This window comes from Streptomyces chengmaiensis, assembly GCF_029846775.1.
GTDB lineage: Bacteria > Actinomycetota > Actinomycetes > Streptomycetales > Streptomycetaceae > Streptomyces > Streptomyces chengmaiensis.
Window position 1 is genome coordinate 70,648 of the sequence record NZ_JARWBG010000022.1, and the last position, 12,676, is coordinate 83,323.

10 protein-coding genes and 1 pseudogene are annotated in these 12,676 nt (G+C 72.0%); 6 read left to right on the forward strand and 5 right to left on the reverse strand.

Translation table 11 applies throughout. From position 1 onward, the window contains the following. Positions 1–111 precede the first annotated feature (111 nt). On the reverse strand, positions 112–1,833 hold the full coding sequence (locus tag QCN29_RS19460) for an adenosine deaminase family protein (RefSeq protein WP_279929599.1): 1,722 nt from the start codon (positions 1,831–1,833) through the stop codon (positions 112–114). Positions 1,834–2,178: 345 nt separating this feature from the next. Then, a complete protein-coding gene (locus tag QCN29_RS19465) occupies positions 2,179–3,249 on the reverse strand; it encodes a PucR family transcriptional regulator (RefSeq protein WP_279929600.1) in 1,071 nt (356 codons plus the stop codon). A gap of 299 nt (positions 3,250–3,548) precedes the next feature. Here QCN29_RS19465 and QCN29_RS19470 point away from each other — a divergent pair, with 299 nt between their 5' ends. Both QCN29_RS19470 and QCN29_RS19475 read left to right on the forward strand, forming a co-directional pair. Next, positions 3,549–4,952 carry a cation:proton antiporter gene (locus QCN29_RS19470; protein ID WP_279929602.1) on the forward strand — a complete coding sequence of 468 codons (1,404 nt, stop codon included), beginning with the start codon at positions 3,549–3,551 and terminating at the stop codon, positions 4,950–4,952. Further along, positions 4,939–5,436, forward strand: a complete 498-nt coding sequence (locus tag QCN29_RS19475) for a CBS domain-containing protein (RefSeq protein WP_279929604.1) — start codon at positions 4,939–4,941, stop codon at positions 5,434–5,436. Before QCN29_RS19470 ends, QCN29_RS19475 begins: the two co-directional genes overlap by 14 nt. On the opposite strand, the gene QCN29_RS19480 is transcribed toward QCN29_RS19475, so the two are convergent. Then, a complete protein-coding gene (locus QCN29_RS19480; RefSeq protein WP_279929605.1) occupies positions 5,433–5,993 on the reverse strand; it encodes a nitroreductase family deazaflavin-dependent oxidoreductase in 561 nt (186 codons plus the stop codon). The two genes, QCN29_RS19475 and QCN29_RS19480, sit on opposite strands and share 4 nt — an antisense overlap. A gap of 305 nt (positions 5,994–6,298) precedes the next feature. Between QCN29_RS19480 and QCN29_RS19485 the strand changes: the two genes are divergently transcribed. Further along, positions 6,299–7,300 (forward strand): PP2C family protein-serine/threonine phosphatase, encoded by a 1,002-nt coding sequence (locus QCN29_RS19485; RefSeq protein ID WP_279929746.1) that lies wholly within the window; start codon positions 6,299–6,301, stop codon positions 7,298–7,300. A gap of 214 nt (positions 7,301–7,514) precedes the next feature. On the opposite strand, the gene QCN29_RS19490 is transcribed toward QCN29_RS19485, so the two are convergent. Then, a complete protein-coding gene (locus tag QCN29_RS19490) occupies positions 7,515–9,443 on the reverse strand; it encodes an NAD-binding protein (RefSeq protein WP_279929747.1) in 1,929 nt (642 codons plus the stop codon). A 139-nt stretch (positions 9,444–9,582) separates the two neighbouring features. Between QCN29_RS19490 and QCN29_RS19495 the strand changes: the two are divergent. After that, positions 9,583–9,780 (forward strand): annotated as a pseudogene (locus tag QCN29_RS19495) (IS110 family transposase); the annotation flags it as partial. A gap of 99 nt (positions 9,781–9,879) precedes the next feature. Further along, entirely contained in the window at positions 9,880–10,473 is a 594-nt protein-coding gene (locus tag QCN29_RS19500; RefSeq protein ID WP_279929607.1) for a GNAT family N-acetyltransferase, read from the forward strand. Between the two features lie 141 nt (positions 10,474–10,614). On the opposite strand, the gene QCN29_RS19505 is transcribed toward QCN29_RS19500, so the two are convergent. Beyond that, on the reverse strand, positions 10,615–11,091 hold the full coding sequence (locus QCN29_RS19505; protein ID WP_279929609.1) for a hypothetical protein: 477 nt from the start codon (positions 11,089–11,091) through the stop codon (positions 10,615–10,617). 291 nt (positions 11,092–11,382) lie between these two features. Between QCN29_RS19505 and QCN29_RS19510 the strand changes: the two genes are divergently transcribed. Continuing rightward, positions 11,383–12,630, forward strand: a complete 1,248-nt coding sequence (locus tag QCN29_RS19510) for a helix-turn-helix domain-containing protein (protein WP_279929611.1) — start codon at positions 11,383–11,385, stop codon at positions 12,628–12,630. Positions 12,631–12,676: the final 46 nt, after the last annotated feature.

The window sequence follows — 12,676 nt, forward strand, 5'->3', positions numbered from 1 at the left end:
TTCTGCTCCGGCCCCGGCTGCCGCCGGGTGCCTCTGGTACGCCTCCCCCCTCCCTCGATTGTGCCTTTTCGCCCATATTTGCGAGATAAATCTTTTCTCAGGTAAAAGGCGTCAGCTGAGAGAGGCCTCGAAGTCGGCGAAAGCCCGCTCCAGACGCCACTGGAGAGCCGCCTTGGGGCTGGCGTCGAGGAGCCCGGCACAGGCCGCCGACGGGGGCGGGGCAAAGACCCGCGGGCCGGGGGCGCGGCAGACCCCCGCCATGCGATACGGCGCCGGGTCCTGCCACAGGCTGCGGCCGGGCAGGAAGGCGTGCTCTAGCGAGGCGCGGGCGAGGTCCTTCAGCTCCGGATAGCTCAGTGCGTAGGTGCGGGCGGCGCGCTGGTACTCGTGCGAGACGTCGGTCCGCGAGACGCCCGGATCGTCGGTGGCCAGCACCACCGGGACGCCGTAGGCGCGGTAGGCGTCAAAGGAGTGGTCCTCTCCCGCGACGCCGAGGATCTGCTCGTTGCTGGTGAGCGGGGCCTCTACGGCCACGCGCCGCTCGGCCATCGTGCGGGCGAGCTGCCGCCAGTCGTCCTCGTACTGCAGATCGACGCCGTGCCCGATGCGTTCGGCGCCGGCGGTGAGCACGGCCTCCCGGATGTGGAAGCGCAGGTGCTCGGGCTTGACCAGCCCCGGGACGAGCTCCCCGGCGTGCAGGGTGAGCCGGACGCCGGGGTGCACGCGGCGCAGCAGCCGGAGCATGCGCATATGGAGCCGGTAGTCGCGCAGCGCGATCTCGCCGTCCTCCGGCTGGACGAGGTTGACGGCGACGAAGCGGGGGTCGGCCTCGGCGAGCCGCATGCCGAGGACCATCTGGGTGAAGACCTGCTCCGGCGGCGTTTCGCGCAGCACCTGGTAGACGTACCGGACCGGCAGGCGGCAGGCCCTCGGCTGCGGGCGGGCCGTGTCGCAGCGCGCGACCCTGCGGAACTGCGCCGCCTCCGCGTCGGCCTCGGCGCGGGCGCGCGCGACGAGCCGGTCCATCCTGCCTTCGGCGAGCAGCGTGCGGTGCAGCCGGCGCAGCTCCGGGTCCCAGCCCACCTCGGCGGCCAGGGCGGCGGCCCCGTCCGACGCGGGGTTGACCATTGTCTCCAGGTAGAGCTGGTTGTGGTCGACGAGGGATCGGGCGACCTCTGCGAGCAGCCTGCCGCCGTTGCCCTTGAGCACCGCGCCGAACTTGCCGAAAGTGGCGAAGAAATGGTCGTGGCCGGACTGGCCCGTGGGCGCGCCGGCGGGAAAGTCCTGCATGGACCAGGCGCGCAGCAGCGCACGGTGGAAGGCCGCGTCGGTGCGGGCGTCGGCGGCCGGCCGGCTGCCGGGCGCATCGCAGGGCGGACGCACCGCGGTCAGCGACCCCTCCTCGATGCACAGCCTGTCCTCGCCCGCGATCCGGATCAGCAGTTCGGTCGTGGCCGCACCCACGAGGTGGCTGTGCAGCTCGCCCCCTTTGGGCATGGCCCGGAAGAAGCTCCGCAGGGCCTGCGGCCGGTCCTGCACCCCCTTCAGATACGCGTCGACACGCCGCTCGGCGGGCGTGACGGGACGCGGACGGGGGTGCGGGTGCGCGTGCGGGAGGGAGTGGGGGTGCGGGTGCGGGTGCGCGTACTGGAGGGGGTGGGGGTGCGGGAGCGGATGGGGGTGCGGGTGCGCGTACTGGAGTGGATGAGGGTGCGGGTGCTCCGTGGCCGTGGCCGTGGCCGTGGCCGTGGCGGGGGCGGCGGGCAGCAGGGCCGCGACGGCCAGGCCACAGGCGGGGAGGACGAGACGGCGGTCGGTACGCGAGAAGCCCACGCCCGCATCATCGCCACCCGCGCCCGCCGTCCCGGAGCCGACAAGCGGACGCGCGGCCCCGCGTCACCCGCACGCCCGACGGGGCGTGCGCCTCCCTGCCGGGGCTTCGCCCCCACACCCCCTGGCAGGCTCGCGGCGCTGCCGCCGCCAAGGCACACACATGGCGACAGCCGTGCATCCCGAGGTGCGGAACGCCCCTCGCGCCACCACGCCCTGAATGCCGTGCCGACCACCAGCGGGCCGGCCCGACGACGCGAAACCGCCGCGCAGAGGGGTGCGGGGCGGCAGCCCCGCAAACAGCCCCTCCCCCGAAGGGGGTCCGGGAGCCGGAGCCCCCGGAAACACTCAGAACGCCTGGGACGGCCAGTCCAGCAGACGGGCCCCGATCACCGCCGTCTGCAACGTGTAGCGGTGCATCGGATCCGCCGGGTTGGAACCCGTCAGCTTGTGGATGCGCTCCAGGCGGTACGTCAGCGCCCGCACGCTCAGCGACAGCCGCCGTGCCGCCTCCGCCGACACGCAGCCCGAGTCGAAGTACGCGGTCAGCGTGTCCAGCAGCGGCACCGCGCCGCCGCGGGCGTTCTGCAGGGGGCCGAGTGTGGACCGCACCAGGTCCGCCATCGCCTGGCGGTCGCGCGCCAGGACCGGGAAGACCAGCAGGTCCGCGGCGCGCAGCAGCGGTTCGTCGATGCCCATGCGCAGCGCCAGGTCGAGCGCCGTGAGGGCCTCCTCGTACGAGTGGACGATGCCGCCCGCGCCGGGCTGCGGCCGGCCGATCGCGACGCGGCCGCCGTCCGTGGCCGCGTGCGCCTGCTTGGCGAAGTGCGTCAGCACATCCGCCTGGTCGCCCGGCGCGATGCACACCAGCCGCCCGTCCTTGGTGGCGATCAGGATGCTGCGGTTGCCGTACCGCGCGCTCACCGCCTGGTCCACCCTCCGCGTCACCGGATGCGTGTCGTCGTATGTGCCGTCGCCCTCCGCCACCGCCACCGCATGGGCGTGCGACAGCAGCAGCCCGAACCGCTCCGCCCGCTGTGCCAGCCGCCCCAGGTCGCTGCGCCCGTGCAGCAGGTCGTCGACGAACTCCCGGCGGTCCGCGACCTCCTGCCGCACCGCCAGCCGCTGTGCCCGCTCGTATCCTTCGGCGAGCGCGTCCACGGCGTGCTCGACCGCCGCCAGCACCCGGTCCGTCCCCGTGGCGGTGTCCGCAGACCGCGCGGGCCAGTGCTCGCGCGTCGCCGACAGGTAGGCCGAGACGAGCGCGCGCAGCGTGTGCCCGGCCTCCGCGGCCTGCTCCCCCAGCGTCCGGCGCGTCTCCAACTCGTCGCGTGTGAGCCGCCGTCCGGTGTCCGCCGCCTCCGCCAGGATCTTGTCGTACCCGGCCAGGTACTCGTCCGGAATCTCCCGCCCCGTCATCCGCGGCCCCTCTCCCCGTCGTCGCCCCGTTGTGGTCACTTCACTGAATCCAGGTCCAAAGCGGGCAGCCTGTTCCCGCCCCAAGCCGAGCCCGTCCGGACAGAAAATGCCGGAACCCGGCAATGAACGGCCCCCAGGTCATGCCGCCAGGATCCTGTCAACGAACCTTATGAGACGTGTAAAGTCCCCGGCGGAGTGCCGGGAAGTCTGGTCGGCGATCAGGAGACGCCTCCCTCTTGCAGGTGTCTCCGCCCGTGTCCGCTAGCGTCATCTCTCGCCGATCGGGGGACCCAGAACCCATGGTGCTCGTTGCCGTCTTCGGTGTGGCACTGCTCATCGCCGTCCTGCTCTCCGGCCTCGCGGCCCGCACGGTGCTGTCCACCTCCTTCCTCTTCCTCGTCGGCGGCGCGCTTGTCAGCGACGGATTCCTCGGGCTGATCCACATCACCCCGGACAGCGGCATCGTCGCCGTCACCGCCGACCTCGCCCTGTTCGCGGTGCTGTTCACGGACGGCATGCACGTCTCCTTCCCCAAACTGAAGGAGAACTGGAAGAACCCGGCCCGAGCCCTCGCCCTCGGCATGCCTCTCGCCCTGGTCGGCATGGCGCTGATCACGCACTATGTCGTCGGCCTCGACTGGACGACCTCGTTCCTGGTCGGCGCGGTGCTCGCGCCCACCGACCCGGTGTTCGCCTCGGCCATCATCGGCCGCAAGGAAGTGCCGTCGAAGCTGCGTCAGCTGCTCAATGTGGAGAGCGGCATCAACGACGGCCTCGCGCTGCCCGTCGTGCTGATCCTCATCGCCGCCGCCGGCCCCACCGCGGGCCACACGGCCGAGATGTCGTTCGGCTCGATCGGCCTGGAGCTGGCCCTCGGCCTGGCCTTCGGCGTCGCCGCACCACTGCTGGTGCACTGGCTCGTACGGTTCCGGCTGCTGGGCGCCGAGCCCAAGCTGCAGCCGCTGCTGCCGCTGGCGACGGGCGTGATCCTGTACGGGGTGTGCCATCTGACGCACGCCAACCCGTATCTGGCCGCCTTCTCCGCGGGCGCGGTCATCGCCGCCACCTCCGAGGAGGCCAAGCACGCCTTCGAGCCGCTCGGCGAGGCGCTGGCGGAGCTGGCCAAGTTCGCGGCGCTGCTGGTCTTCGGCGCGCTGCTCACCCCGCAGCTCTTCGGCGACCTGTCCGTCGGCGGCTACATCGCCGTCATCCTGGCGATCGTGCTGATCCGGCCCGCCTCGCTGCTGCTCTCCCTGATCGGGACCCGCTTCGAGCGCAAGGAGAAGCTGGTGGCGGCCTGGTTCGGCCCCAAGGGCTTCGCCTCGGTGGTGTACGGACTGCTGGTGCTGCAGGCCGGCATCCCGCACGGCCAGGAGGCGTTCACTCTGATCGCCGTCTGCATCGCCTTCTCGATCATCGCGCACAGCAGCACGGATGTGCCGATCGCCCGCATCTTCCATGTGGAGAAGCTCGCCGGCATCCCGGGCAGCGATGACGACCACCCGTCCGGCGCCGCGGCCCGCGCCGACAGCGTCACCCGCCCCCGGACCGACGCACACACAAACACAGCCACAGACACGGACACAGCCACGGACACAGTCGCAGACACCGACACCGACACCGACGCCAGCCATGACGACGCCCCGCCGGCCGCGCTGCCGGAGCAGGGCAGCAAGGAGAGCAGCGGACGTGCGCGCACATGACCTCGCGGAGCCCTATCCCTCGGTGACGACGGACGACCCGGCGTCCGACGCGGCACGGCTGCTCGCCGAGAAGCAGCTGCCCGCGCTGCTGGTGCTCGACGCGGACGGCCAGCCGTATGCGATCGTGCCCGGCTCCCAGCTCGTACGGCAGCTGGTGCCGGAGTACGTCATGGAGGACCCGCTGCTCGCCTCCGTGATCGGCGACCGCCACGAGGAGGGGCTGATCGACGCGATCGCCGATCTGACGGTCGCCGAATGGCTGCCGCGGCGGGCCTACTCACCGCCGTTCGTGGGCCCCGACGCGGGCGCCCTGCAGGTGGCGGCCCTGATGGCGCGAACCCACAGCCCGTTGGTCGCGGTGATCGAACGGGATGCGCAAGGGGTCCGGCTGCTGGGCGCGATCACCGCGGCGCGCCTGGTGCGCCACTTCCTCAGCGAGGGGGACGGTCCCCCTCGCCCCGGGCCGGACGGTCCCGGAGCCTAGACGCCGCCCGGGGGCAGGGTCTCGCCGGGGACGCCGTCTTCCCGGAGGCGTACGAAGGGAATCCGCTCCCCGGCGGCGCGATAGGACTCCGCGGCGCGGTCGGCACGGTCGGCACGGTCGGCGCGGTCGGCGCGGTCCACAGTCAGTCCCATGTACCGGCAGAGCCGTCTCGCGGTCCTCGGGTGCTTCGCCGCATAGCGGGCCATGATCCGTCCGCCCTCCTCCGGCTCCACGAAATACGCCGTGACCAGCCGGTACCGGCGGCCGGACTGGATCGTGGCCTGCGGCTGCACCCGCAGATTCCGGTACCAGTCGGCTCCCGGGCCGAATCCGGAGGCCACCACCCAGCTGGAGGAGCCCGGGGTGTGCTCGACGACCTCGACGACCGTCTCCCTGGTCAGGCCCGTGCTGCGGCCCGTGTGCACCAGCCGCAGCAGCCGCCCGCCGAACAGCGGACCGAGGCCGATGCGGAAGAGCAGGTTCGGCAACCGGAAGGCGACACGCCGCCAGCCCGTCGGACGCGTCGGCCAGTGCCCTTCCAGGGGATCGGACGTCACGGTTCCGCCTTCTTTTCGGTAACGGAGAGATGAGCGGGAACGAGCGGGAAGATTCGCCAGTGGAACCTTTGCATAGTCTCATTGTCAGGCGGGAGAGGAGGCCGTCCGTCAACCGCCTGTGTCGCGGCCGCGCCCCCTGGCACGATGCATTGGGGAGAGCCGTTGTCCCGGACGCCGGGCGCACGCCGGGCGCCGATGCCCGGAACACATCCGCCGGCAGTCGGAGCGATCACCTGGAGTAGGCCTTGGCCGAGAAGCGTCCGCCGCCGCACCACCTGCTGCTGTCGGTGCTGCCGTTCGCCGTCATGGCCGTCGTCGCCGTCGTCGACGTCACGGCCGGGCCCAGCGTGGGCTTCCTGCCGCTGGTGTCGCTGGGGCCCGCCTTCGCCGGACTGGTCGGAGGGTGGCGGCGCACGGTGCTCATCGGCGCGCTCGCGCTCGTCCTGTGTGCGGGGCTGGGCCTGTACGACGGGCTCTTCGACACCCGGCGCGGCTACACCTCGATGGCCTCGGTCGCCGGTGTCACCGCGGCAGGCGTCGCCGCGGCCGTGATGCGGCAGCGCCGCGAGGCGGAGCTCGCCGGCGTGCGGAGCATCGCGGAGGTCGCCCAGCGAGTGCTGCTGCGGCCGGTCCCGCGCAGCGCCGGGCATCTGCGGGTGGCCGTCTCGTACACCTCGGCGGTCGCGGAGGCCCGCATCGGCGGGGACCTGTACGAGGTCGTCACCTCCCCCGGCGGGGTGCGCGTGGTGGTGGGGGACGTCCAGGGCAAGGGCCTGGAGGCGGTGGAGACGGCGGCGGTGGTGCTGGGCGCATTCCGGGAGGCCGCGCACGACGAGCCCGATCTGATGTCGGTGAGCGCCCGTTTGGAGCGTGCCGTGGACCGCACCCTTCGGGGGGAGAAGTTCGTCACCGCGGTGCTCGCCGAGATCACCTCGACGGGGCGGGTGACGTTCCTCAACTACGGGCACCCGCCGCCGATGATCGTACGGCCGGACGGCGCCGCACGGTTCGCCGAACCGCCGCAGTACGCGCTGCCGCTCGGACTCGCGGCCCATGGAATGCCCGGCCCCGAGCCGTACACCGCGCCGTTCGCGCCCGGCGACCAGCTGCTGCTCTACACCGACGGGGTGAGCGAGGCGCGGGACCGGGAGCGCAACTTCTATCCGCTGGCCGAGCGGGCCGGGCTGCTCAAGGACCCCGATCCGGAGGCCGCGCTGGAGGCGCTGCGCCACGATCTGAGCCGCCATGCGGAGGGACCGCCGCACGACGACGCGGCGATGCTGCTGATCAGACACCGGACGGGCTGACGCCGCACAGTCTGACGCCGCCGCGGGCCCGCGGGGCCCTGCTGTGCGCGGCCGACGCCCGACGGCCGACGCCGACGGGCGACGCCGACGGGCGGCTCGGCGTCCGGGCGGCTCGGCGCGGCACGCGCCGGGCACCCGGCCGGCGGCGGCTCCGGTCCCACCGACTGCGGGGGCGGAGGCTCCCTCCCTGCTCGCGCCCCCCGACGGCGGCCGGTCAACGCGTGACGCGCGACGCATCCGGCCGGGGGCGGCGGCCGAGGAGTTCGGCGAGTCCGCGCCGGGTGGCGGCCAGCACCACGCGGTCCTCCGGTTGCAGCACATAGCCGGGGTGGAGGTCCCACATCAGGCCGGTGGGGTGCTCCTCGCCGTCCGCGGGGTGGGGCGTGGCGAGATCCGGGCGGCGGTCGTCCGGCGCGGTGGTGTCCAGCGCGAGGAGCCGCCAGGCCCCGGGGCTGAAGGCCTCGGCGACCGTACGCCCCTCCAACTGCACATGGCCCGCCACTTCGAGCGCGGCGAAGAGCAGCACCTTGCGCTCCACGGGGATCGCGCCGAGGATCTGGCGGCCCATCATGGCCCCGGCGAAGGCGGGCGCGGCCAGGGTGGAGACGCTGCGGCTGCGGGTCAGCGCCTCGGGGTGGGCGGCGCGCAGGGTGCGGTAGACCGCGGTGGCGAAGTCGTCGTCGTACAGGCGCAGCGCGACCCGCAGATCGGGCTTGACGGTGCGCGCGTAGAGCGCTGCCTCCAGATTGGTGGTGTCGATGCTGGTGAGCGCGAGCAGCGCATGCGCACGGTGGATCTTGGCGGCCTCCAGGACGCCTTCCTCCGTGACGTCCCCGAGGACGGTCGGCACCCGCAGCCGACGGGCGAGGGGGACGCCGCGGGCATCGGGGTCCTCTTCCACGACGACCACCGGGATGTCGAGTTCACGCAGCCGGGCGAGCACCCGGGTGCCGACCTTGCCGAGGCCGAGCAGCACGACATGCCCGGACAGACCGCGCGGCGGGCGGCGCAGCGCGGAGTTGCCGCGGAACGCGCCCAGCGCCTCCAGTGCGCCCGCCACCAGCAGCGGCAGCAGTGCGAGCCCGACGAGCCCGGACAGCAGTTGGAGGATCTGCCGGGCCGGTTTCTCCCCGACGGCCGGGTCGTTGATGGCGAACAGGTCGAGGATCGTGATGTACGCGGCGTGCAGCGGGCCTTCGTCGGTGGTGACGATGGAGGCCACGGTGAGCGCGAGCACGGCGAGCCCGATGGCGGCGACGGCCCAGCGCAGTCGGCGGGAGAACAGTTCGCCCAGCGGTACGGAGCGACCGCCGAGCCGCCTGGCGGGCAGTGCGGGGCCCGCATGGCTGACGGTCTCCAGCACGACGGCGCCGCGGCCGACGGCGGCGTTCACGCTGCGGTCGTCGGGCAGCAGGGCCGGCCCCTCGGGTCCGCTGGCGTCCGAACCCTCCGAGCCCGCGGGGTCGTTGCGGGTTGCGGACAGCAGGGCGAGCGTGCACAGCCCGGGGTCCACGACCTCGCCGTCGGGGGGCGGGGTGCGCTCCACGGCCCGCAGCAGCAGCCCGTCCGCATGCACGATCTTGCTGGTCCCGGCGACGGCGGTGGCGGCGAGCGCGGGCGCGGCGGTGTCGGCGTCGGACAGCACCGTGGTCGACGCGTCCAGCGCGGCGGCGTCCAGCTCCGGCATGGCGACGGCGGCGGCCTGGTCGAGGAGCTCCTCCAGATGCTGGCCGAGCTTGCGGTTGTAGAGCCTGATGACCAGCCGGAGCCGGGGGTTGAGTCTTCGGGCGGTCAGCGCGGCGCGGATGTTGGTCTCGTCGACGTCATAGACGAGCGCGAGGGCGGCCGCCTGCTCGACCCCCGCCTCCGCCAGCACCGTCTCGGTCGGCTCCGCTGCCTCGATCAGCCGGTCCGCCGCCTGCTCGGGCACCCCCTCGGCCGCGGCCGCCGCCTGCGCTGCCCGCCCCATCACCGCGGACATCCGCTCCAGCAGCACCGACGCCCGCCCCCGCCCCGGCACGGTGAGCGGCGCGCTCGCCCCCTCGGGCGCGGCGTCGATGACGAGGGTGACCCGCTCCCCGTACACATCCCGGAGCTCTGCCCCGAGCCGGTGCGCGAGCGCATCGTCCCCGCACACGATCATGTGCCCGTCGGGTGTGCCGTACCGGCCCTGCGAAGAGGGTGAAGTCTGCTGAGGAAGTGAAACCACAGCCAAAGCCTGCACCGCACAAGGACTTTCATGCACGCGGGGGCGTGCCTGAGTCAAGGCCGGTCTTGCGGGCCTCCCGGCTCTCGAGGACGCCTTCGGCCAGCAGCTGCTGGCCCTGCTCAAGCAGTTGGACGCCGCCTGCCAGGCCACGGACGACCGCGCCGCAGCCGCCGAGACCGCCTTTCACCAGCACGCCGACAGCGAGATTCTGCTCAGCTTTCCCGGCCTCGGTCCCCAGCTCGCAGCCCGCGTCCTCGCCGAGGTCGGCGACGTGACCCGGGAGTCGGCCACCGCTGACGGAGGTGCCCACTTCGAACCGCTGTCGCGATGTTCGCCACCACGGACAGCACCCCCTCGGCATGATGGATTGATGATCAACCCGATAGCCCCCGTGGTGCCACCTGGCCGTATGAAGCAGACACGGCAGCCCGACTTTGCACTCTCCGGGAGCATGCATCTGCGCCCTTGGCGGGAGAGCGACGCACGGATCCTGGTGCAATCGTGCCTCGACCCGGACATCCAGCAATGGAACCGCCCCGGTCGGCTGACCACCGACACCGCCCGGGAGAAGATCGCGCGCTGGAAGCTGCGGTGGCAGAACGAGGAGGCTGCCATCTGGGCCATTGCTCCCGCGGACGACGACGCCCCTGTCGGATTGATCGGCCTCGCCGACCTGGACCTGCAAGGCGGCAGCGGCGAGTTTGTCTACTGGCTGTTGCCTGCTGGCCGTGGGCGCGGAGCCATGGTAAACGCCACTCTTGCCGTCAGCCATTGGGCCTTCGACACTCTCGGACTGCATCGCCTGCGTATTACGCACTCCGTGGCCAACACAGCCTCCTGCAGGGTTGCCACCCAAGCCGGGTTCCCCTTAGAAGGGACGATGCGCAGCGCGCTCCTCCACGCCGACGGCTGGCACGACGAACACCTCCACGCGCGCATCCAGGACGACAGTGGACCATCGTGAGCCAGTGGAGCCGTCCCACGGCAAGGCAGGCGACAGCGGCGACACGATGCATCATGACTCCCTCGGTGTACAGCCCGCGCATCCTGGCAAGGACCACTGCCAGCCCCTCCGAGTCGGCAGACTTCAGCGGCAGCCGTGCCGCTACTCCTCGGTGGCAGCGATCTCCACGGTGAAGCTCACTTCACCGGACGGTTCCACGCGCAGGGAGTTGGCGTCTCCCCCGACGTGCTCCAGGAAGTAGGTGGCCATGTTCCGCGTCAGCCGCTCATCAACGTGGACGGGCTTGGCGGGCGGATCACCAGGGGCATTCAGCCCTGCCATCGGTGCGTAACGAGGCAGGGCCACTTCGTGGCCCCAAGACCATGCTGCGGCTGCTACGACAACGCGCACCAGCTGCGGCTTGCGCCACGTGCGATTGGTGACGATGAGCGTGAACCGCACGGCGCCATCACCGTCATCCAAGCTCCACCCATGCGTCCACTCCAGCATCACCCCCACGGCACCTGGGAAGGAGCCGTCCTCCTGGCGGAATGTCGGCAAGAGGGCCTGCAAACTCGGATCCCGCAGGCGTTCTTTCAGGAACTCCAGCATGGAATCCCGCCAATGCTCGAAATACACCGTGCCGCCCCTCCCCGCCCAGCAGTACGGGCCCTTGGTCCATCGTGCACGGTCTCGGAAGGCTGTCACCGTATGTCCGCGCCATTGGCTCACATCGGCGCACGGCCGACGCGCAGCCAGAGCGTGCCCCTCACTCTCAGAGGGTCAGCGGGGCCGAACGTCGGGTGCGGCTTCGTCGTGGTGTGCGGTCGGGACGCGGGGAGGGTGATCGCTCCCTGGCGGGTATCTACTGCATAGCCACCGGTTGATGCGCCCGTTCGGCGTACCGTGGCGCTGGAGGTGGTGAACGGGATGACTACGGAGCTGGCGGACAACGTTCGCAAGTACCGGCGTCGGGCCGGGTTGAGCCAGGAGGAACTGGCCCACGCCGCAGGCGTGTCGCCGGGAACAGTGCGCAAGGTGGAGCAGGGCGGAACGGTCCGCATGGAGACGCTGCACACCCTCGCCCGCGCGCTGGAAGTGACCACGGCAACACTGCTGGCTCCGGATGCTCCGCAACCGGTGGGCCGCGCCGAGGACAGGAACCGCGTCAACCTCATCGAGCTGCGGGCCGCTCTGACTCCGCCGGTCGGGCTGGCCGATGGGGGCGGCGAGGCCGGCGAGGAAGAGCCGAACGTACGTCTCTTCCGCCGGGCGGTGCATGACGGCGCGGTGCTGTACCACTCCGACAGCTACAAGAGCGTCGCCTCCCAACTCCCCGGACTCCTGCGGGACGCCAGCAGCGCGGTCGCCTACTACGCCAACGGTGAGGAGCACCGCCAGGCGCTTCTGGCCCGAGCTGAAGCCCTGCAACTGGCCGGGCGGTACCTGACACAGGTCCGGCAGTACGACCTCGGCTACACCGCCCTGGCCGGTGCGATCACCGACGCCCGCCGTGCCGCGGACACACTCACCGCAGCGTCCGGCGTGATCGGCATGTGCTGGCTGCTCCTGCGCCAGGGGCGACTGGACGAGGCCGAGCGCCTCGCCGCCCAAACTGCCGACATGATCGAGCCGAGGCTCTCGAAGGCGACTCCCGACGAATGCGCGGCGTGGGGCTGGCTGGCACTACGTGCTGCGGCTGCCGCAGGCCGCAACAACCGCCCCGAGGAGGCCCGCCACTACCACCGCGTGGCCACCACAGCGGCATCAGCGGTGGGACGGGAGCACACCGGCTCGTTCTTCCGGCACTGGACGACCTTCGGCCCGCTGACCGTCGGCATGAAGGGCGTGGAGGATGCCATGGTCGTGGGCGACGCGCGCACCGTCGTCCGCAAGGCCGGCGAGGACGCCCTGTCGCCCAGGGCATGGAAGAGTACCGGGCGGCCGAGTGACGACAACTGGAACCGCCACCGCATGGACGTAGCACGCGCCCACGCCCGCACCGGCGACCTGACCGCGGCCATGGACGAGCTGACCGGGGTCCGCCGAGCATCCCCCCAGTGGCTCAGACACCAGCACGTGGCTGCCGAGACCATGCAGGAGATCCTGAAGAAGCGCAAGCGCACCCTCACCTCCGAGATGCGCGACATGGCCTCCTACCTGGCCGTCGTCGGATAGCTACCACGCAGCGCAGCACTTCGCACACTCGATGTCGCAAACTGCC